The organism is Corynebacterium sp. MSK310 (assembly GCF_030227355.1).
GTDB classification, from domain to species: domain Bacteria; phylum Actinomycetota; class Actinomycetes; order Mycobacteriales; family Mycobacteriaceae; genus Corynebacterium; species Corynebacterium rhinophilum.
This window is the reverse complement of record NZ_JASPFZ010000001.1, coordinates 418,068-439,388: the sequence shown is the minus strand read 5'-3', so window position 1 is coordinate 439,388 and position 21,321 is coordinate 418,068. Positions and strand designations below refer to the sequence as shown.

21 protein-coding genes are annotated in these 21,321 nt (G+C 59.0%); 2 read left to right on the top strand and 19 right to left on the bottom strand.

Annotated elements, in window-relative coordinates:
* Window positions 1-14: 14 nt before the first annotated feature.
* From QP891_RS02060 to QP891_RS02045, 4 genes are all read right to left on the bottom strand, one after another.
* Window positions 15-920 (bottom strand): Dyp-type peroxidase, encoded by a 906-nt coding sequence (locus tag QP891_RS02060; RefSeq protein WP_284770680.1) that lies wholly within the window; start codon window positions 918-920, stop codon window positions 15-17.
* 639 nt (window positions 921-1,559) lie between these two features.
* Complete coding sequence (locus QP891_RS02055) at window positions 1,560-1,724, bottom strand: hypothetical protein (protein ID WP_284770679.1); 165 nt, start codon at window positions 1,722-1,724, stop codon at window positions 1,560-1,562.
* 3 nt (window positions 1,725-1,727) lie between these two features.
* On the bottom strand, window positions 1,728-2,429 hold the full coding sequence (locus tag QP891_RS02050) for a YceI family protein (RefSeq protein WP_239268093.1): 702 nt from the start codon (window positions 2,427-2,429) through the stop codon (window positions 1,728-1,730).
* Window positions 2,430-2,432: 3 nt separating this feature from the next.
* The gene (locus QP891_RS02045; protein ID WP_042403724.1) at window positions 2,433-2,774 is read right to left on the bottom strand and encodes a hypothetical protein; all 342 of its coding nucleotides are present in this window, start codon (window positions 2,772-2,774) and stop codon (window positions 2,433-2,435) included.
* Window positions 2,775-2,901: 127 nt separating this feature from the next.
* Here QP891_RS02045 and QP891_RS02040 point away from each other — a divergent pair, with 127 nt between their 5' ends.
* Window positions 2,902-3,279 (top strand): RNA polymerase-binding protein RbpA, encoded by a 378-nt coding sequence (locus QP891_RS02040; RefSeq protein WP_284770678.1) that lies wholly within the window; start codon window positions 2,902-2,904, stop codon window positions 3,277-3,279.
* Window positions 3,280-3,358: 79 nt separating this feature from the next.
* Here the strand turns inward: QP891_RS02040 and QP891_RS02035 are convergent, their stop codons facing one another.
* The 3 genes from QP891_RS02035 to QP891_RS02025 are packed head-to-tail and all read right to left on the bottom strand — an operon-like array spanning window position 3,359 to window position 6,366.
* A complete protein-coding gene (locus tag QP891_RS02035; protein WP_284770677.1) occupies window positions 3,359-4,258 on the bottom strand; it encodes a polyprenol monophosphomannose synthase in 900 nt (299 codons plus the stop codon).
* 14 nt (window positions 4,259-4,272) lie between these two features.
* Window positions 4,273-5,790, bottom strand: a complete 1,518-nt coding sequence (gene lnt / locus QP891_RS02030) for an apolipoprotein N-acyltransferase (protein WP_284770676.1) — start codon at window positions 5,788-5,790, stop codon at window positions 4,273-4,275.
* Window positions 5,791-6,366: an FxsA family protein gene (locus tag QP891_RS02025; RefSeq protein ID WP_284770675.1), complete on the bottom strand. Its 576-nt coding sequence runs from the start codon at window positions 6,364-6,366 to the stop codon at window positions 5,791-5,793.
* 87 nt (window positions 6,367-6,453) lie between these two features.
* Between QP891_RS02025 and QP891_RS02020 the strand changes: the two genes are divergently transcribed.
* Window positions 6,454-7,296 carry a precorrin-3B synthase gene (locus QP891_RS02020; protein WP_284770674.1) on the top strand — a complete coding sequence of 281 codons (843 nt, stop codon included), beginning with the start codon at window positions 6,454-6,456 and terminating at the stop codon, window positions 7,294-7,296.
* On the opposite strand, the gene QP891_RS02015 is transcribed toward QP891_RS02020, so the two are convergent.
* The 12 genes from QP891_RS02015 to QP891_RS01960 all read right to left on the bottom strand — a co-directional run bounded on the left by QP891_RS02015 (window position 7,293) and on the right by QP891_RS01960 (window position 21,301).
* Window positions 7,293-8,039, bottom strand: coding sequence for an SDR family oxidoreductase (locus QP891_RS02015; RefSeq protein WP_284770673.1), 747 nt, complete (start codon window positions 8,037-8,039; stop codon window positions 7,293-7,295). The genes QP891_RS02020 and QP891_RS02015 overlap by 4 nt on opposite strands.
* Window positions 8,040-9,161: a M24 family metallopeptidase gene (locus QP891_RS02010; protein WP_284770672.1), complete on the bottom strand. Its 1,122-nt coding sequence runs from the start codon at window positions 9,159-9,161 to the stop codon at window positions 8,040-8,042. It lies immediately after the preceding gene.
* A gap of 35 nt (window positions 9,162-9,196) precedes the next feature.
* Window positions 9,197-12,013, bottom strand: a complete 2,817-nt coding sequence (locus tag QP891_RS02005; protein WP_284770671.1) for a DEAD/DEAH box helicase — start codon at window positions 12,011-12,013, stop codon at window positions 9,197-9,199.
* A gap of 21 nt (window positions 12,014-12,034) precedes the next feature.
* Window positions 12,035-13,144 carry a twin-arginine translocase subunit TatC gene (tatC, locus tag QP891_RS02000; protein WP_284770670.1) on the bottom strand — a complete coding sequence of 370 codons (1,110 nt, stop codon included), beginning with the start codon at window positions 13,142-13,144 and terminating at the stop codon, window positions 12,035-12,037.
* Window positions 13,145-13,268: 124 nt separating this feature from the next.
* Entirely contained in the window at window positions 13,269-13,538 is a 270-nt protein-coding gene (gene tatA / locus QP891_RS01995) for a Sec-independent protein translocase subunit TatA (RefSeq protein ID WP_284770669.1), read from the bottom strand.
* Window positions 13,539-13,651: 113 nt separating this feature from the next.
* The gene (locus QP891_RS01990; protein WP_284770668.1) at window positions 13,652-14,605 is read right to left on the bottom strand and encodes a helix-turn-helix transcriptional regulator; all 954 of its coding nucleotides are present in this window, start codon (window positions 14,603-14,605) and stop codon (window positions 13,652-13,654) included.
* Window positions 14,606-14,609: 4 nt separating this feature from the next.
* Window positions 14,610-15,596, bottom strand: a complete 987-nt coding sequence (locus QP891_RS01985; protein ID WP_284770667.1) for a helix-turn-helix transcriptional regulator — start codon at window positions 15,594-15,596, stop codon at window positions 14,610-14,612.
* Window positions 15,597-15,631: 35 nt separating this feature from the next.
* On the bottom strand, window positions 15,632-17,011 hold the full coding sequence (gene pafA / locus QP891_RS01980) for a Pup--protein ligase (protein ID WP_284770719.1): 1,380 nt from the start codon (window positions 17,009-17,011) through the stop codon (window positions 15,632-15,634).
* A gap of 38 nt (window positions 17,012-17,049) precedes the next feature.
* The gene (locus tag QP891_RS01975) at window positions 17,050-17,241 is read right to left on the bottom strand and encodes a ubiquitin-like protein Pup (protein WP_284637330.1); all 192 of its coding nucleotides are present in this window, start codon (window positions 17,239-17,241) and stop codon (window positions 17,050-17,052) included.
* A gap of 31 nt (window positions 17,242-17,272) precedes the next feature.
* On the bottom strand, window positions 17,273-18,817 hold the full coding sequence (gene dop, locus QP891_RS01970; protein WP_284805820.1) for a depupylase/deamidase Dop: 1,545 nt from the start codon (window positions 18,815-18,817) through the stop codon (window positions 17,273-17,275).
* On the bottom strand, window positions 18,802-20,382 hold the full coding sequence (gene arc, locus QP891_RS01965; RefSeq protein ID WP_284770665.1) for a proteasome ATPase: 1,581 nt from the start codon (window positions 20,380-20,382) through the stop codon (window positions 18,802-18,804). The genes dop and arc overlap by 16 nt, the downstream gene beginning before the upstream one ends.
* 82 nt (window positions 20,383-20,464) lie before the next feature.
* Window positions 20,465-21,301 carry a tRNA (adenine-N1)-methyltransferase gene (locus QP891_RS01960; RefSeq protein ID WP_284770664.1) on the bottom strand — a complete coding sequence of 279 codons (837 nt, stop codon included), beginning with the start codon at window positions 21,299-21,301 and terminating at the stop codon, window positions 20,465-20,467.
* Between the last annotated feature and the right edge of the window lie 20 nt (window positions 21,302-21,321).

Sequence of the window (21,321 nt, the reverse complement as noted above, 5' to 3'; positions counted from 1 at the left end):
GCTTTCTAGTGCTTTTAGTGCGGAAGCTCGTCGAATTCGTCTAGCAAATCGACGCTCGGGACGAAAAAGTTCGTTCCAGTCAGGGCGGTGGAGAAGTCCAGGATTCGGTCATAATTGCCTTCGGGATCGCCGATGAACATATTGCGCAAACGCTCGTTGATATCTTCTGGGTCCTTGGCATATCCGATGAAGTAAGTACCCATCTCACCTGCGGCAAAGGAACCAAAGACCATGTTCTCGCGGTAGATATCTTCCTCGAGGTCATTGAGAGCGACGTGGGAATTTGATGGCTGTGCATCCTCATCGAGCTCCACGTCATCGGCCTTGGTGCGCCCGATAACGCGTTCTTGCTCTTCGGTGCTGATGCCGCTCCACTTATCTAGGTCATGCGTGTATTTTTGCACAGTGACGTAGGAGCCGCGGGGATAATCGGCGTCATCGGCAAGCAGCACTGTCTCTAGGGCTTCCTCGGGGAGGGGATTAGCGGTGCCGTCCACAAAGCCCAGGAGATCGCGCTGGTCCAGGTACTTGAAGCCCTGGGTCTCATCGATGACGGTGGCGGCATCGCCCAGCTGACGCAAGACCTGGCGCGCCATCTCGTGGCAGAGGTCATAAGTATTCGCGCGGAAATGCAGCAGGATATCGCCGGGCGTGGAAGGCGCCTTGTACGCGCCCTCGAGCGGCTCGAACTCCTTGAGCTTGTCCGGCCGGGGAGCGCTGGTGAGGCGTGGCCACATGGACGCACCGATGCCAACGACCGTATACAGCTCGCCCTCATTGTGGCGGAAATTGACGGACTTGAAGGTATCGCCAAATCCGGAGAGCATGTCCCGAGTGGCTTGCTCGCCGCCTTCCGCAATGTCCAAGACCAGGAACAGGGCGGCGCGGGAAGGCTTAGTGACAACGCGTTGAATAGTCATGAGTTCCAGCATATGTGTTGGCTTTCGGCGGTGCACGTTTGGTGTCGTGTGCCGGCGTGGCTTGCTGGCATGGCCTGCTGGCGTGATGCGATGGCATGGCGTGATGCGTTTTTGCAAATAGTGAGCCGATTTGGGCGTTTCGAAGGGCACTCTTTGTAAATTTGGAACAAACTGCGCCCGGAGTGGCTTTGCCATTCTTGGATGAAAGGCCTTGGCACGATGGGAGGGGCGTTCATGGATCTAAAATGACATAATGTACATTATCGGACAATAATGGAGATATGGAGGTTAAGTTGAGGGTGGTTTGAGCATAATCCCTTAGGCTCGTGGATTCGGTCCGGGGCTTGGCTAGCCCACCTGTTGGCGCGCGCTAAGACCTTGAGAGACTCGAAGGTTCTGTGGCCAAGTTGGCCCGGCTCCTCAGCGGCCAGAGTTTGAATCACTTGAAGTGAGCCGTGCTTGAGAATTCGTTTCGGCGAGGCTCGTGTGGGGTGCCTGACAAGCGGCACGCCACAACCTCGGACGGATCGGACATCCGATTGGGCGCAGATTCGCTTCAGGCGGGCCTTTCCTGCCATTGGGCCCAGATGGGCTTATACCCCGGCATTTAGTCACAGTGACGTTAAAACAAGAGGAACATTATTGGTTTTTGTAGGCGCTCCACAGCTGCCAGATGGTTAATACGGCTAGCAATGCTGCAAACGCCGTGACTAGCCACATCTGTTGAACCGCGACGAAAATCGAGAAAGCTATGACGACTACGAGGCGGAACCACAGTACGGAAATTAAACGTCGAGAATTCACGGTCTAGTCCTTATTCAAGGAGATGCGCAGGTTGATCTCGCCGTCCTCGGCAACCTTTGCCGCCAGCATGTCTGGCGTCTCCACGTTGTAGTCCAGGCGGTTGATCGGAACGTCTCCGCCAATGACGATATCGTCACCGTCGCGCAGGACATCGAACTCGTGGGTGATTTCCTGCGTTTTATCCTTGATCGTGAGGTCACCAGTGAGCTTAACGGAGCCGATGGTGCCGTCTTCGGGGACATCGGCAAGCGAGGCGGGCTTAGTAAGTGTGAAGGAAGACTCTGGGAAGTCTGAAGTCTTAAAGAGCTTGGACTTCATGTTTTGGTCGCGGACCTTCTTGTCCGTGGTGAGGGCATCCATATTGACCGTAATGGTGGCGGATTCCAGCGTGGAATCGGAAATCTCCGCCTGTCCAGTAACCTCTGTGGTCGATCCAGAGGTGGACGTCCTTTCCGCCGGTAGAACCTCGTCGAAGGTAAAGCCCACCGAAGTGTGGTTATCGGCGCGGCCCTTGGCCACGGACCAGGAACCGTCGAGCGGAGTCGAGGCTGCCTTGGCGCCATCGGCAGTCACGGGCTCCGTCTTGACGCCGCCGCTTTTGAAAAGCGAGTACACAATCGGGCCGATAGCTACGGCGGTAAGCACGAGGATTAAAACCACGAAGATGGAAACGACGAGTTTCCGGTTATAAAAAAGCTTTTTCATCTACTATCGAAGTCCTTCTAAACGCCGAGCCAGCGAAATAAGCTCCTCACACAGACTGGAAAGCTCTTCCGCGCTCGCGCCTTCTTCTGCGGCGGTTTGAATGTCTTCTGCGGAACACCGCAATTCAAAAAGGCCGTCGCGCAAACCTTGCACTTTATCTGGGCTTAAGATTACTGCATCGGCAGGAATATCCGTGCCACTAACATTGTTTCTTTGTTCATAAGCACGCTGTTTGCACGAGGCGCTGCAAAACTTACGTGGTCGTCCCCTACCGCCTTGGTCAATATCCTTTCCACACCATTGGCAGGAACCGACATTGCTTTCACGACTAGCTGTACGGATCACTAGATACACTTTAGTCCATTAAACGGCGGGCTGGGAACAATACCGCGTGGGTGTTCGTTATAATAAATAGCTCTTAGGCGAAACTATCGCCGTCAATCAGGGATCTCTTTGAAAAGGATGATGTTGCATGGCAGATCGCGTACTCCGTGGCAGCCGTATGGGTGCAGTCAGCTACGAAACTGACCGCGACCACGACCTCGCACCGCGCCAGATGGTGAAATACCGCACGGACGATGGTGAAATTTATGAGGTGCCCTTTGCACATGAGGCAGAAATCCCTGAAGAATGGATGTGCAAGAATGGCAAGCTGGGCCACCTCGTAGAGGGCGAAGGCGTGGAAGCTAAGCCCATCAAGCCACCTCGCACCCACTGGGATATGCTGCGGGAGCGCCGTTCCATCGAGGAACTCGATGAGCTTTTGGAAGAGCGCATTAACCACCTGCGCTCCCGCCGTCGGACCGCTGCTCGCCTCCTCAGGGAGCAAGAACAGCAGAAGAAGTCTTAAAAGGCTCAAGCGGAATTAATTTAAGCCCGTACCCTGGCTGCCATATTGGCACGGGGTACGGGCTTTTTAGCTGCCTAGGTTATTTCTTCTTGGTCAGCTGGCCCACCTGGTGCTTGACCAAGTATCCCAGCTCATTGGCCAAATTGGTGGCCCAGCCCACACCGTTGCGCGCCTTCTGGCCAGCATTGTGAACGGAGCCGTGTTTGACCTCGTGGTCCGCCAGCTTGGACATCTCGCCGGCAAAATCTTTCACCTGCTCCGCGCGGTGGGCCACGCCCCACTTGGTTACCTCGAAGAGAGAGTCCTTGACAAAGGAACCATCCAGCTTGGACTCGCCGTACTCGCGCTCGGTGAAGGTGATGGGTACCTCGCGGATATCGTATCCAGCCTTGACTGCGCGGAAGGCCAAGTCCACCTGGAAGATGTAACCGGCCTTAGACAGCTCATCAAAGTCAATGTCTTCCAAGAGTTCGCGGCGGAAGGCGCGGTAGCCGGCGGTCATATCGGACAGGTCGGTACCGAGCGCGAAAGAGATGTAGAGGTTGCCCAAGCGGGACAGGTACTCGCGGGATGCCGGCCAATTGACGGTCTCGCCGCCCGGCACGTAGCGGGAACCGATAACGAGGTCCGCGCCCTTGTCAATCTCTTCCAGCAGCAGGTGCAGCTGTTCTGGGGCGTGGGAGCCATCAGCATCCATTTCACAAAGGACCTGGTAGTCGCGCTCCAGTCCCCATTCAAAGCCTGCGATATAGGCGCCCAAAAGGCCGCCCTTGCCCTCGCGGTGCAGCACGTGAATGTGGTCATCTTCTGCTGCGAAAGCATCGGCCTTCTCGCCGGTGCCGTCGGGGGAATTATCATCCACAACGAGGATGTGAACCTCTGGCAGCGCCTCGCGGACGCGGCCGGTAATCAGGGGAAGGTTTTCAATCTCGTTATACGTTGGGATGATAACCAGCGTCGCAGAATCAAGAGTGCTCACAGTAATTAATGCTCCTACTTTTCTTTAGCGCCGACACCGCGAGGTGTACGACCCAATCGGTTGGTACGCACGGCAACGAGTGCGCAGACGGTACCAATAATAACCATCAGCCACTGCATGAGCGAACCGTAGCGCACCGAAAATGTTTCACCGGTTTTTAGAGGCAGGCTTTCTACCAGTGTCGCGGGCTCAAATAGCTCCGTGGATTGGCTCACGCTACCATCTGGGTGCACGAGTGCGGAGACTCCAGAGGTGGCTGCAACCACGACGGCGCGGTCGGTTTCGAGCGCCCGCAGCCTGCTCATGGCCAGCTGCTGGTACGTCATATCGGAAAAGCCGAACGTGGCGTTATTGGTTGGCGTCGTAAGAATCTGCGCACCGTTTTTGATGGATTCGTGGAAGGCATTATCGAAGGAGACCTCGTAGCAGGTCGCCACACCTACCGCGACGGAATTCATGGAGACCACACCGGGCCCGTCCCCTGCCTTGAAATCACCAGCAAGGTCAACGTAGTCCGAGAAATGCGCGAAGAAGTCCCGCATGGGCATGGTCTCACCGAACGGTTGCAGGTACTTCTTATGGTGGTGATCGCCCACACCGTGGCTGGGGGTAAAGACTTGCATGGTATTGCGCGCGCCCACCTCATCGCGGGTGGCGGTACCGACCAACACGGGAGCGTCGATGGCATCGACGGCACCGCTAATGGCCTGGGCTGCTTCGCCGTCGCGGAAAGGATCGATATCGGAAGAATTTTCCGGCCAGATCACCAGATCAATATCGTCTTCGCGGCGCGCGAGTTTCTCTGTTTCCTGGACGTGGTTATTCAGGACCGCGCGACGCTGCCCAGCGAAGTCCAAACCGCTGCGCGGCACGTTTCCTTGGATGGCCGCCACGTTGGTATCTCCCACTTTGGTGTCTGCGGGATCGATGCCGCGCTCGGCCGCGGGTCCCGCAATGAGTGGGAGAATAAGGGCGGCGCCAGCAGCGATCTTTACCCGCCCACCGCGCAGCAATAAGCCGGCAAGGCCGCAAGCACACAATGCCGTTGCCACCGTAATCAGTGAGGTCCCGCCCCACGGCGCGAGATTGGCTAAGGGCCCTTCAATTTGTCCCCACGCCAGTTTGACCCAAGGGAAGCCGCCGAAGGGAACCGAGGAACGCAGGACCTCTACGGCGAGGTACACGAAGGGAAAGACCAGGAATCCGTATCGCCACCGCGCCACAGCGGCCCCGAATGTCCCTAAAAGGATGGCATAGACCGAAAGCCAGATAGCAAGCGCCGCATAGGGCATGGTCCCCACCAACTCGCCAATCCAGGGCAGGCTCAGTAGGTACAGAATCAGCCCGTGTGTCACCGCCAACAGGGCGCCTAAGGAACCGCGCACCTGCCGGTCACGCCACGGCATCAGGCTCACATACAGCAGGGCGATGCCAATAATCGCGCCCCACCACCAGCCGCGCGGCTCAACAGCGGTAAAGGTCAGCGCACCAGAGATGCCCGCTATGACCAAGCGGGCGAAAAATATGGCCACTTATTTTCCATCCTGCGAATTATCATCGCCGCGGGGACCGAAGTCATCAGGATCTAGGTTCTCGGACCAGTTGCGCAGCTCTTCCTCGTCGATTACCTCGTGGGAGTCGCTCTGACCAGACGATTCCCCAAAGGATCCAAAATTGCCATAGCTATCGTGCTGCTGTGCCATGGGCGATGCCTCGTAGATGCGCACACCCATCTTCTCTACCTTGCGGTAGATGGATACGGCCATAAACTTTCGAAAGAGCGACCGCGTTGGGGCGAAGATGAGCAGGATCCCCATAAAACTAGTCAAAAATCCGGGCAGGGACAGCAGCATGCCACCGGCCAGGGTGAGGCCCACATTCCCGGCGGTTTTGCCCATATCGTTATCGCGGACGTAGTAGGTCCCGTCACCGGCCTGCTCTACTTGTTTACCCATCAACCGGCGCACCTCGATGCCGGCGATGGACATACCAAAGAACATGGTGATGAACAGGGCAATGAGCGCCCAAAAGACGCCAATCCACTCGGCGACGGCCCAAAACGCTAGGGTTTCCGCCAGCATATAGAGGACGAGATATAAAAACGGCATAGCTTCCAGTTTAACGAGCAAAGCTGACGATATGCTGGCAACACTCGATCCCGGCGCAGGGCTTCTCACCGGCTACACTGGCAAGCTATGCATTACCCCAAATTTTTCCAGCATCCCGAGTCCGGCACCTGCCTGCGCCTGCACGTTGTGGGCGGTTTTACCAGCCCTAATGATTGGATCCATTTGGGTTATTGCGCGGCGCACTGGGCCGATGGCAGCGTTTATATTCGCCCCAATTCCGCCATCGAGTTGCGGGGAGTTACAGACAAGGCCCAGCTCGCGGCGGAGCTGGATAAATTAGAGCTGCTAAGCTTCCACATTCCCGTGCTGGCCTCTCCCCTTGCTCCCGCGGCGCAGCAGGCAGCGCGCCAGCTGACCGCGCACCTGAATACCGAACAGCCGGGCTTGGAGTCGCTCGCGATTACCACTGACGCCGACGACCTGCCGGTTTCTGCCGCGCAGGTCAGTATGCAGCTGCTTGACGATGCCACCTTAAACATCACCCATTCCCCCGCCACCAACAGCCCGACCGCGGGCCTCTCGCTTGCCGATGCCGCAGCCCACCTCCGTCGCCTCGGTGCCTTGCGCACCGAGGCGAGGAGCACCGAAGCAAAAGGCACTGAGGCGAAGGGTACTGGGGCGGCTGGTGCGGAACTCGCTGCGGAGCCTGGCCCCATTGGCTGGTTGGATGAGCACCAGGCAGAAGGCGTGGTCGACCTTGGTGCGGGGGTCTACCAAGGCGCCATCCCGGCGCAGTTCGCGCAGCTTATCGGTCAGCTAGAAGTGGACATCACGGTCACCCCGTGGGGAGGCCTAGTCTTTCACGACATCGCAGAGGGCGATGCCGAGGTCGTCCTCCGCGTGCTCGCCCCGCGCGGTTTCATCTTCGATATCAATTCGCCCCTGCTGCGGGACGGCGAGGCCGGCTAACGCGGCATATGCCGCCACACGGGCCGGGGCACCAACCGCATGACCCAGGCCAAGGCTTGCAGGGCCTTCGGGATCCACAGGGTGTGGCTGCGCGCCTGACCGCGGCGGTCGTCGTTGTCTATGCAGGCAACGACGGCATCGGCGACATCGCCTGGCCGCACCGATAGCGGGGCCGGTTTCATCCCCTGGGTCATGGACCCAATGACGAACCCGGGGCGCGCGGTAATCAGCCCGAGCCCACTGCCGTGCAACCTGTCCGCGAGGCCCTGGCAAAAAGCATCCAGTCCGGCCTTGGTGGAACCGTAGACATAATTGGCGCGACGGGCTCGCCACCCAGCGATGGAGGAAAAGGCCACGATATGGCCGCGCGGCATCGACTGCGCCGCTACCGTGAGCACGGAGACTTGGGCGGTGTAGTCGATGGTGGCGATCTGTGCCGCGTGGGACGGGTCGGATTCCGCCTTGTCTTGATCCCCCAGGATGCCGAAGGCGACCACCGTCAGCTCGATGGCGCCGACGCGTTCCTTGGCCTCGGTAAAGATCTGGCGGTGTTGGGAGAAATCCTCCGCGTCAAAGGACAGCTGGTGGACGCTGCGTGCACCTGCGGCCTTAAGCTGGGCGGTAATCTCCTCCAGCCCGTGGGTCCCGCGGGCGGCGAGGACGATGTCGTTACCGCGGGCCACGCGTCGGGCGATTTCGCCGCCGATATCGCTGCGCCCGCCCAGGATCAGTACGCCAGCCACTTAACGCACTTCGCGTTCAACGACGTTGAGGGACTCGTAGCCATCCTTGGTAAGTACCACGATGTCTTCCAGCCGCATGCCCCACTGGCCTTCTAGGTAAATGCCTGGCTCAATGGAAAAGGCCATGCCCTCTTCCAGCGCTAGGTCATTTCCCTCCATGATGAAGGGCTCTTCGTGGGTCGAGAGACCAATTCCGTGGCCGGTGCGGTGGACGAATTTATCGCCCCAGCCGGCATCGGCAATAGCCTTCCTAGCAATCCCGTCGATTTCTTCAGCCGTGCTGCCGGGCTTGGCGGCGGCGCGGGCGGCCGCTTGGGCATCGTAAAGCACGGCATATGCGTCTTGGAAGTCCTGCGGCGCCTGGCTGAGATCGCCGCCTACGACGTAGGTGCGGGTGCAATCGGAGTGATAGCCGGAGGGCAAGGTACCCCCGAGATCCACGACAACGGGCTCGCCCGCAGCCAGCTTCCGGTCAGAGAAGCTGTGGTGCGGATTGGCGCCATTCGGGCCAGAACCTACGATGACAAAGTCAATGATGGAATGCTCTTTGAGGATGAGCTTTTCCAGTTCATGCGCCACCTCGGCCTCGGTGCGGCCGGGCTGCAGGAGCTCAGGAACCCGGGCGTGCACGGCGTCGATAGCCTGGCCGGCCTTGCGCAGCTCCGCGATTTCCGCCTCATCCTTGCGGGTGAAAAGCTCCGCGAGCGCATAGGTGGCAAGGACATAATCCGCCTCGGGCACGCGCGCCTGGAACTGCAGAATATGGTCTGCCGTCAGGGATTGTCCCAGCGCGACCTTCTTGATCGGCGCAGCGCCCTTGAGGGCGAGCTCGTAGGGATTATCGCCGTCATTCCACCCGCGCAGTTCCACATCGAGCTTGCCGACGGGCGCCGATTTAATATCCGTAATATCCGTATTCGGCGAGACTATCCACGGCGTACCGCTTTGGGGAACGGCTAACACCGTCAGGCGTTCGTGGGACGATACCCACGAACCGGTCAGGTAGGCAAAATCAGGGCCGGTGCCAATCAGCAAAAGGTCAATGCCCTGCTGGGCGGCCGCTTCCTGCGCTGCCGAGAGTCGGCGCGAATATACTTCGGGAGAAAAAGCCTGAGTAGTCATGCCCCACAGTCTACTAGTCAGTAGGACGGGCTAGCTTAAGCCCCGATCGCGACAACCCCGCGCTGAATGGCGTCGATTGCGCGGCGCGCATTGCGCTGAATCTGGCCATCGTAGCCAGTCTTGGCGATTTGCTGCAGGAGGTCCACAACTTGGCGGCACCACCGCACGAAATCACCGGGAGTAAGCTCCGCGCCCGCTTCATTGGCCGCCGCCATGCAATAGCCCAAGGGCGCACCCGCCGCCCACTGGTGAATGGCCAGCGCAAATCCGGCTTCAGGCTCGCGCGTTGGGGGCAGGCGGTGGCGGCGTTCATCGGCGCCGAGCTCGGTATAGATGCGCCAGGTCGCATTCATGGCATCGGCCATGCGATCCGTTGCCGCCTCCGGCTGGCCCCCAGTGGCCTTCCTATTTTCAAAGCAGCACAGAGATGCAACGCCGGCCAATTCCGCCGGATCCAGCTCATCCCAAATGCCTCGCTTCAGGCATTGGGCAACGAGCAGATCGGATTCGCTATGAATCTTTGCCAGGCGCTCGCCTTCCTCAGTGATGACCGGCGTGCGATCATTGCCGGCACCAGAGAACTCGACATAGTCCATCTCCGCGAGCAGATCCACGATGCGTTCAAAGGTTCGGCCCAATGTATCGGTCGCCTTATTCACCTTGGCCTGCAGCTTTTCGAGGTCGCGCTCGCGGCGCGCCAACTTCTGCGCCACGCCGGCCAGTTGCTCCCTGTCGGTGGCGGGCCACTCGTGTGCAGGGTGCTCGCGAATGGCATCGCGCAACTCGCCTACCCGCTTATTGGGTCGCAGGCGCGGCTTCGACTTCATCCGCTTTGGGCGGTCAAACTTTTCGCGGTGGAAGACATCTTGGATGTACTTGGTATTGCGCCGCGGATTCTTCCGCACCGGCTTCGGGATCTTAATACGGCCCAGTTGAATCGGCGGATTGCTAATACCAGTGGCATCGATGCGTCCTGACCACCCAGATTCCGTGGTCACCCACGGGCGAGGATCCTCAGTCTGGTTGGCCGGGGTGACCACCGCGGCAAGAGTGGGCCGCTTCTTTCCGGCAAGCGCGATGACATCGCCCAATTGTAGGCGGGCTAGCACCGCGACTACTTCCTGGGTGCGCTGGTGTTCCTTATCGACCTTGGATTGCTTTTCTTCCGCCGTCAGCTCGCGGCGTAGCCGGATATAATCCATGAGCACCTCGGCGGGATCCTCGCCGTCCTTGGCTGGTGGTGCGAGGGCATCCACGGCATCATCAAGCTGCTCACGCAATTCGCGCACGCGATGCTCCGCGCGCTCTAATTCGCGGGTTTCTTCCACCACGGAACCATCGGCCTGGAACTGTGCAAAAGACTTTTCCAGTAGCCGCAGCGAGTCCTCAAAGCCGAGCATGCCCAGCAGGTTGATGGCCATGTTGTAGCCCGGCGCAAACGTAGAAATGAGCGGATACGTGCGCGTTGAAGCTAAACCGGCGACAAAACGCGGATCCATAGCCGGTGCCCACTGCACGACCGCGTTGCCCAGGGTATCGATTCCGCGCCGGCCAGCGCGCCCGGTCAGCTGCGTGTATTGGCCTGGCGTGAGATCCACGTGTGCTTCGCCATTGAACTTGATCAACTTCTCGAGCACCACCGTGCGGGCGGGCATATTAATGCCCAAGGCAAGGGTCTCGGTAGCAAATACGGCGCGTACTAAACCGCGGACGAAGAGATCTTCTACGATGTGGCGAAATGCCGGCAGCATCCCGGCGTGGTGGGCAGCAAAGCCACGGGAGAGCGCTTCGCGCCACCGCCGAAAATCTAGGACCTGGAGGTCTTCTTCCGGAATGCCCTCAACGCCGGCATCGACAATGGCCTTGATCTCTTCTGCTTCTTCTTGCGTCGTCAGCACCATCCTGCTGCGCAGGCACTGATAGAGCGCGCCATCGCAACCGGCGCGGGAAAAGATGAAGGTAATCGCGGGCAGCATATCTTGCGATTGCAGCACCTTCAGCACCTCAGGGCGCCCTAAGGGGCGGTAGCGATCTTGCGGCCGGGAGGAACCGGAACGCCCGCCCGCTTTACCATGAAATTCGCTGCGCCCGCCGCTCTTGTGGTGCGCCCTCGCGCGAAAACCCTTGCCGGATTTATAGTCCGCGCGCCCATCATCGCTATCGCCTGCCTCCAAGCGCTGAATGCGACGCTCTAATTCGGAATTGACCTGGCCGCCGGATTCCGGCTCGAAAAGCGGGTAAATCTTGCGGCCCAGCATCATCCATTGATCAAGTGGGACCGGCCGGTGTTCGGTCACAATGACAGAGGTATCGCCGCGGACCGTGGCGAGCCATTCACCGAATTCCTCGGAATTGGACACGGTGGCAGACAGCCCAATGATGGGTACGTGGTCCGCCAAGTTCAAGATGACTTCTTCCCAGACCGCGCCGCGGGAGGCATCCGCAAGGAAGTGGATTTCATCCATGACCACGTGAGTAAGTCTATCCAGCGCGGGAGAATCCGCGTAGATCATATTGCGCAGCACCTCGGTGGTCATCACCACGATTTCGGCATCGGCGTTAATGGAGACATCGCCAGTAAGCAGACCGACGGCATCCTCACCGTGCTCAGCGACGAGGTCGTGGTATTTCTGGTTGCTCAGCGCCTTAATCGGGGTGGTATAAAAGCACTTCGTGCCGCGGCTTAGTGCCAAAGACACGGCGAACTCGCCAACGACGGTTTTACCTGCACCAGTAGGGGCGCAAACGAGCACCCCTTGGCCATTTTCTACCGCCTCACACCCCTGCACCTGGAACTCATCCAAGGGGTATGGGAGGCCGGCGGCGAAGGTATCCAGGTGAGTTTCAGTCATATCTCACAAGGCTACCCGTGCTTAAAGCACATCGTCGAAAAAGCCACCTTCATCGGTAGGTCGCTGCGGACCCTTGCGATCCTCAGCCCGTTGGGAAGTGCTATCCGAAGCCCGATCTTCCGTGCGGACGGTCTGCGATGACGCCCCAGCTGCCGCAGGCTTAGGCGAGGCATATACGCCCGACGGGGCATCGACAGGCGCGGGCCCGCCCACACCAGTGGGGCTTTCGTCTAGCGCAGACGCGGATTCATCATCAAGATCCAGCCAGTCAGGACGCTGCCGGTTCTGGCGCTTGTCGTGAATGCGGCAGAACTGGAAGGCAATCTCAATAAGCAGCATCAGGCTGGCGGACAATACCACCATCGTGAAGGGATCTTGGCCTGGGGTCACGAAGGCGGCGAAGATCATCACCACGACGATGACGATGCGGCGCTTATCCTTAACGTGGTTATATTCCAAGACGCCGATGAGATTGAGCGAGACGATTAACAGCGGAATCTCGAAGCTGATGCCAAAGATGAGCAACAGCGCCAAGAGGAAGTAGAAGTATCGCTCACCAGTTAATGCTGCGGTTTGATACTCAGCGCCAATGCCGACGAGGAATTCCAAGCCCACGGACAAGATGAAGTAGGCCAAGATGGCACCCGCGAGGAAGAGGGAGACGGCCACAACGACGAAGCTCAAGGTGTAGCGGCGCTCATTCTTATGCAGGCCTGGCACGATAAATGCCCACACCTGGTAGAGCCAGACTGGGGACGAAATAACCGTACCTGCCAACGCACCGACCTTCAGGCGCAAAATGAGCATCTCGAAGGGGCTGGTGGCAAGCAAGCGGCATTCGCCATCGTTATTGAAGTTGGCTCGTTTATCTTCCGGCAATGAGCAATAAGGCTCGCGCAGGATTTCTCCCAGCGGTGGAATCCGGAAGGGCGCCTGCTGGTACCAAATAAAACCGATGATCGCGCCGATAACCAAGGCAAGCAAGGAAATAATGATCCTTCGCCGCAGCTCTTGCAGGTGCTGCACTAAGGTCATCTCGCCCGTTGGGTTCTTGGGCTTGCGTGAAAAACCTCGCCGCTTGCGGCGCACGCGGGATCCGTGTTCACCGGCAGGGTTGGACTGTGAGGACATCAATTTGGCTCTTTCAACGCACAAGAGCGAACACTACCCTGCCCACTCGATTTCTGAGGGCCGGTCTCCGGCACGGCCGACGAGTGCATAGGCAGAGCGTGTTCGCCTTTTTAGCTGGCAGGCGTTAATTCTGGGAGGAAGAGTTTCCCTGCTGGTGGCCAGGCTGCATATCTGGGCGGTTCCAGAACTCCTCATCGGACTGCTGGCGCTTCTGGCTCAGTTGAGCTTGGGTCTCAGAGCGCTTGGTATCCTCCGATTGCATTTCATTGACCTCAGATTTGAAAATGCGCATCGAGCGGCCCATGGAACGAGCAAGATCCGGCAATTTCTTCGCGCCAAATAGCAAGATGATGACGAGAACAATCAGGCCGATTTCCAATGGTCCTAAGGTCATAAGATCCTCTTTCGGTTCTTCTTTGCCTGCGCCAGATGGCCGCCGCGCTCCCTGACTTCGCGGGAAAATTCGCGAGGCAATTTTAAGACGCATGTGCGTGCAGTAACTGAATTTTAAGTATAGCCCTTCAACGCGGCATTTCCGCGTTCCGCAATGAGATTCACAATAGATTGAGGGGCTATAACGCGAAACCTATCGGCCTGCCCGAGGGTGAAACGAACCAGCCAATCAACGGACCCCACCTGCATCGTTGCAGCTATAGCGCCGTTTTCCAGGCGTTTGCCTAGTTGCATATCGTAGTATTCTGCAAGCCAGGTGAATTCTTCATGAATGATTAATTCCACGGAATCCGCCGTACCTAAATTAAAGGGTGCTGCAGCGTCGAAATCCAGCTCTTTAAGGCGCGGATGAGCAGTCTCCTCGGTCAACTCGGCATGCTTGATGCGGTCAATACGAAAGGTCCTGTGCCCCTGCTTTTCTTCTTCCCACGCCGCGAGATAGGGCTCGGCATCCACGATAAAAATCCGGGCCGGATCTACCAGGCGCTCGGTTTCCTTATTAGATGAAGCGCTCCAATAGCGCATCCGGATGCGCCGTTTTTCATTAAGCCCGCGGTTCAAAGTTGCCTGGATGTCGGATTCTTGCGGGTCCACCGTCGATAACGTGTCATAGATGCTCAGCGTGCGTTCATCCATAATGGAGCGCAATTTCGCCGCGGCAGACTTAATCGCCCGCGCATCCAACAGCCCAGGCATAGCCTCGAGGGACTCAAGGGTAAGTAAGAGCGCGCCCGCCTCGGTCGGCGTAAGCCGCAATGCTTGTCCCAGACCTTGGTCATTGTAGATGGTGACCCCATCGCGGTAGCTGAAAGAGAGATCGATGAGCTCTTCGGTATTGCGGCCGGTCCCAGAGCAAAATAGCCGGTCCACGGCATCTTTTAGCTCTCCTGGGTCCATCCCCAAATCCGCGGCCGCCTCCATCGGGGTTTTATCCGGATGGTTTTGGAAGTACGGGATGAGGTTCAGCGACCGGACGAGCGCTTGCAGTTTATGAGATCCATCGGCCATTGGTTTACTCAGCTCCGTTGTGGTTGGCGGCTGCGCGCAAAAGGTTAATGATGTCAGTGCGCACCTCAGGGGGATCGAGCACTTTTACTTCTGGGGCATAGCCCGCTGCGGTGCGCACCAACCAATCTTTTTGGACCCCGGTCAGCACTACGGTGCCTTCGGCGGTGCGCTCCCCCGCGCTTTCTAGCTCTTGGGCTTGACCTTCAGGGATATGCAGGGTCACATCCACCTTTTCGCCGCGCTGTAGCGCCTCTTTGACGAGCTTGTCGATGTCCACCGTCGGCTCGATATGCTCAGCCGGTTGGTGCGACCTTTTGATATCGGAAAGCCTTAAGGCCCGGAAGACGCGCGGGGCGGCGCGGTCCACATCAAAGCCAACGATATAGATGCGGCTTTGATGGTTGACCACTCCCCAGGGATCCATGGTGCGGCGCACTGTCTCTGCTGCCGGGTGGGGGCGGTAGGCAAAGGTAATGCGGACTTTATTTCGCACGGCGGCGAGGACGAAGGTGATGACCTCGGGGGCAAGGCGGGTGATGTCATTGACCGCGGTATAGACGGGCGCGCCCTCCAGGTTGCGAGAAGCGCCCGAGGCGGCGATCTTGGTCCACCCGGACAGGGAGAAATCGCTCAATCCACCCGGGGTTCCCACTCCCCCTGCGATACCTAGCACCATCGCTTCTTCCGGCGAAAATTCCACCGGTGGGAGCTGGTAATTGCTTTGGTCGAGGCGGTATGAGGCGCCGTCTTCCCCACCGGTGTGCACGATGGGGACTCCGGCGCGTTGCAAAGTGGCGATATCGCGCGCCAGGGCCTTGGTAAAAGCCTCGTCGGATTTATCGCTATAGCCTGCGACGTGGCTGCGAATCCACGCCGCGGAGCGGTCCGGTGAACCACCCGAATTCGCCGCTCCTTGCAGCGCAAAGGATAGGTTGGTGAGCCTTTCTACCGCCGCATCCTGCCGGCTCGGCGTGGATCGTGATGCCACCACGTTGTCTACTCTCCCCAGTGCTCAATGTGCACGCCTTAGGCGTGATTATCGTGCATATAGTCTAGCAATGCTTCAATGCGCGGATCGGTGGACGCGAAAGGGTCCAGCAGCTCCTCGGTGCGCGGTTCGGGGCGGTTGACCTTCAGCCGCGTCCAATCCACGGTGACGTGCGCACCGCAGTCTTCGGCGGCAGTCAGGAACGCGCCGCGCAAGGCCGCACGCGTGGTCGGCGGCGCGGTCGATACTGCACGCTCGATGTCTTCATCTTCAATCCAGCGCTCGATCATCCCGCGGCGCAGCAGCACGTCATACAAACCTCTCCCTGGCCGGATATCGTGATAGGTCATATCAACCTGCGTAAGTTTCGGATGCGCCCAGTCACCGCCCAAGCGCGAGCGGTAGCGCTCGAGCAGCTCGAACTTGATGACCCAATCAATCTCGCGGTTTACGCCGGAGAAATCTCCGGTCTCGATGGCGCGCAGGATGCGCTCCCACAGGTCAACGACACGCTCCAATTCCGCCGTGGGCGTGCCGGTATCTTCGCGGTGAGCGAGCCAATCGCGCGCCCGCGCACAGAGCTGCTGCTGGACTTCTAGGGCGGTAATGGTTCCCCCGCTAACAAGCGGCAGCGGTGTAGAGCCTGTCACATCGCGCGCGATGGTGCGAATGTGGTGGATGGGATCCGCGATCTCGAGTTCGGGCAGCTCGAAGCCTGCCTCCAGCATCTCTAACATGAGCAGGGTGGAGCCGACCTTCAATGCGATGGTGGGCTCTGCCATATTGGAATCGCCGACGATGATATGCATCCGGCGGAAGCGCTTGGAATCCCCGTGCGGCTCATCGCGGGTATTGATAATGGGCCGGGAACGGGTGGTCGCAGACGAGACACCCTCCCATACCTGGTCGGCGCGCTGGGATAAGAGGAATTGCGCGGGTTGATCGCCCTTGGCTGGCTGGACCATTCCCGCCCCGCAGATAAGTTGGCGGGTAATCAAAAAGGGTAAGAGCTCTACGCCCAGATCTTTGAGCACCATATGCCGGCTAATGAGGTAATTCTCGTGGCAGCCAAAGGAGTGCCCGGCGGAATCCACGTTGTTCTTAAACAGGTAGACCGGCCGCTCGTTTCCTTCTGCGGCCAACGCATCTTCCGCTTGCAGCGCGAGGCGGTTCATCACGCGGTCACCGGCGCATTCATAGGCGATGAGCTGGCTAAGGCTATCGCACTCGGCGGTAGCTACTTCTGGGTGCGAGCCGACGTCGAGGTAAAGGCGGCTGGCATTGGTCGCGAAGATATTGGACGAGGCGTATTTTTCGACGATCGGCCGGAAGAGCACGCGCGCAACCTCATCCGGGCTTAATGCCCGCTGGCTCTTCGGCGTCGCCGTGGACAGGCCATATTCGGTCTCGATACCCATGATGCGCCGAGCAAAAACGGGACGGGTGGATTCCACGCCTACTGTCCGCCCTTTTGGACGTAGGAGCGGACGAATTCTTCCGCGTTATTTTCTAGCAGGCCATCGATCTCATCTAGCAGGTCATCGGTGCCAGAGGTGTTGATATTGAGCTGGGTTGCGGTAAATTCTTCCTCTGACTCGGGGTCATTTCCCCCGTTATTGCTAGTGACCTGGCGATTCGAATTGGACACGATGTCATCCTTTCGTCGTATTAGGTGATCATTACTTACGATACTCGGGCTGGATACCGATGGCAGCAAGGCCTTCAAGCAACTCTTCTACGCTGTTTGCGCCCTCGATGATGTCTTCGCAGTCCGCGCGGGTGAGTCCGCGGGCATCATCCATGGCCACGGTGGCCCAGACGCCGTTTCGAGATGACCCGCCTGTGTTACCTTGGCGCAGGGTGAGGCTTTGCCAGCTGGCGGCGATGATATCTTCGCCGAATTTCTGCGTTATGCGCCCGCGGAAATATGCCCGCGTATCAGCGGGCGGCTCGGCCGCGGCGCGGTGCAGGTCTTCGGTGCTAAAGAGCTGACGCATCTGGCCCTTGCGCACCAGCGCATGGTGCAGCGACTTTTCCGGATCGATTTCCGCATATTGCAAGTCGATAAGGCGCAGCTTGGGATCATCTGGGGCGATACCACGGTCAAGGTAGCTCTTGATCAACCGGTACTTGGCCACCCAGTCCAGGAGATGGGCGGCCTTGAGGGGGTCATCGGCAAGCAGCTCTACTGCCTCGTCCCAGGCAGCCAGTACCTTGTGATCGGCGTCGGTCTCCGGCTGCAGGCGGCGGCGGTATTCGTTGAGCAGCTCGAGGGCGGTGAGCGTGCGGCCATCGGCAAGCGTGAGCCGGTGGCGCAATTCAAGATCGCGGCTTACCAGGGGAACCTCCGCGACGGCATCGGCCAAGCGCAGATCGCTAAAGTCCGTGCCCGCCTCAATGGCATCGAGCACCAGCGAGGTCATGCCCAATTTCAGCAGCGTCGAGGTCTGCGACATATTCGCATCGCCAATGATGACGTGCAGGCGGCCAAAATCATCATGGATGGCATGGGGCTCGTCGCGGGTATTGATAATGCCGCGATTGAGGGTGGTTTCCAGGGAAATTTCCTGCTCAATATAATCCGCGCGCTGGGAAATCTGGAACCCCGGTTCCTCCCCAAACTCGCCGCGCCCCATGCGCCCAGCACCAATGACGACCTGCCGGGCCACGAAGAAGGGGATCAGCGCCTGGGCCATGACCGAAAAATCGGTGCTGCGGGCATACTGATAATTTTCATGCGAACCGTAGCTGGCACCCTTGCCATCGACGTTGTTTTTATACAACCGTAGCGGCGGGCACGGCAGCCGGTCCGCCAAGACGGACTTTCCCTGTGCTGTTAGCTCCGCGACGGCATCCCGGGCCTGCAGCAGTGTGAAATCGCCGGCGGCATCATAGAGCGTTGTGTCCCAAGCATTCGTGCACTCCGGAGCCGAATACTCGGGGTGGGCGTGGTCCACATAAAACCGCGCCCCGCTCGGGGTGACAACATTGGCTACCCCCACCGCATTGGGGTCTACCACGGGAACCGTATCGTAGCGCTTGAGATCGAAACCGCGCGAGTCCCGCAAGGGGTGTTCCTCCGCAAAATCCCAGCGCGAACGCGCCCCCGTATACAGCGCGGCATAGGCCACAACCGCATGGGTCGAGGTAATGATTGGGGATTCCTCCGGCGAATCCGGCGTAGAAATACCGTATTCCGTTTCCGTTCCTAGCACGCGGGCCACGTACAGCTCCTTCCGCTTAAAAGTTCCACACTGGTCACGCGCGAACCGCTGTGATCCGTGGAGACAATCTTGCTCCATTCCTCGGGGTTGGTTGAGGTGGGCATGTATTCCGATTCCTCCTGCTCAGCGGCGATGGCTGCGCGCAGGTGCTGCTTGCCGATGCCCCCTTCAACGCCCCCAGTGCCTTCCTCCACGGCGCGCTCCGCCCCGTGGTGCGATAAAGCTTCCTTGATGGCCAGCTTTTTAGCCCGGGCCAAAATATTGGCAATCATCGCGCCAGAGACGAAATCCCGGTAGTGCAGGACCTGGCGCTGCCCATTGCTAAAGTGCAGCTGCGCAAACGGCCTATCGCTATACAGCTCATCCACGGCATCGCCAATGAGCTCGTCAATATCACCCACATGTGGAATGGACGGATCGAAGTGGCGGGCGAAAATCTCCCGCGCACCGCGCTTGGTGGGGCGGTTGATGCGCACCTTCATATCCAGCCGACCCGGGCGCATGATGGCGGGGTCAATGAGCTCTTCCCTATTGGTGGCGCCGATGATGACCACATTGCTGAGGCCCTCCACGCCGTCGAGCTCCGTTAGCAGCTGTGGAACGACGGTGGTTTCCATATCGGACGAGACCCCGGATCCGCGGGTGCGGAAAATGGATTCCATCTCATCAAAGAAGATGACCACCGGGCGATCCGCGCTGGCCTGGGCGAGCTCGCGGGCGCGCTCAAAGATCAGCCGGATGCGGCGTTCTGTTTCGCCGACGTACTTATTCAGCAGCTCTGGGCCCTTAACATTGAGGAAGTAGCTGGATCCGTCTCCCCCCATTTGGGTAGACAAAGAGTTCGCCACTGCTTTAGCAATGAGCGTCTTTCCGCAGCCGGGTGGGCCATAAAGCAATACGCCCTTGGGTGGTTGCAGGCCATATTCCCTGTAGAGCTCTGGGTGGATAAAGGGCAGCTCGACGGAATCACGGATCTGCGAAATTTGCTCGTCTAGGCCGCCGATATCCTCGTAGCGCACATCTGGCACTTCCTCCAGCGAGAGCTGGGATACCTCTGCTTGATCCACCTTTTCCACGGCCACGGAGGCTTTGGTGTCTAACAGCACGACCTCGCCCGCGCGCACGCTTTCTTGCAGCGCTTGTGCGAGGAGAACGACGCGGTTATCCCCCGCGGAATTAGCCACGACTGCCCGGCGCTGGTCCAAGCGCTCGACCACGGTGGCAAGCTCGCCGGTGCTCGTGGGGGCGCAGCCTTCAACGACCACGAAGCCATCTCCCAACCGCACCTGTTGGCCCACCTGCAGGCTTCCCGGCTCCACGTTGGGAGAGACCTTGAGCTGCATGACGCGGCCGTTGGTATACACCTCCGCCGTGGTGCCTACCTCGCTTTGGTGCGGCGAGTAGGCCAAAAAGACGCCATAGGTAGAGGCAGGCTCTGCAAGTGCATTGACCTCAGCAAATAACTGCTCAAGCTCGGCGCGCGATTTCTGTAATAGCTCCACCAGCTTTTGATTGCGCGCAGCAAGCTGGCTGAGTTGCCGCTTATTATCCGTGGCTTCATCCATGCACACCACTTTAACGCGCGAAAAGGTATGAGCGAGGCCACTTTAGTAATTAATTACATCCGTGTACTTAAAACTGTGCACCTTATTTGCGGGCGCGGCGCTGGGGGCGCGGCGGGGTGACGCCATCGGCAAGCCGCCTGGTCCAAATAAGGAATGCGGTGTGCGCGTTCATGCGGTGCTCCGGGCGGGTGGCTAGGCCTTCTACTTTCCACTCACGCACCAGGGATTCCCACGCCTTCGGCTCGGTAAAGCATTGCAGCTCGCGGATGCCCTCCATGACCTTCATCAGCTGCGGGACCGTTGCCACATAGGTCATGAACACGCCGCCAGGGATCAACAGATCGCGTACGGTCTCCAAGTTCTCCCAGGGTTCCAGCATGTCCAAGATGATGCGGTCAACGGGGCCACCGAGATCGTCAGCGGTGACATCGCCAAGATCGCCTAGGCGCGGCGACCACCACTCGGGGTGGCTGCCAAAGTATTCCTCGACATTATCGACCGCATACTCCAAGTGATCCTCACGGATTTCGTAGGAATAGACGTGGCCTTCGGGGCCCACGGCGCGCAGGAGGGACATCGACAAGGCACCGGAGCCCGCACCAGCCTCAAGCACGCGGGCGCCCATGAAAATATCGCCCTCGACCAAAATCTGTGCGGCGTCCTTGGGGTAGATGACGGCGGCGCCGCGCGGCATCGAGAGGACGTGATCCACCATGAGGTGGCGGAAGAGCAGGAAGGACGAGCCCAAGGTGGACTCGATGACGGAACCTTCATCCATTCCCACGATGTCATCGTGGTTGATTATGCCTTTATGGGAATGAAACTGGCCTCCTTCTTTCAAAATGACCGTGTAGTGGCGACGCTTGGCGTCCGTCAGCTGCACGCGGTCGCCATAGGAAAAGGGGCCAGAATAAGCCATGCCGCAAAACTCCTCGAGGT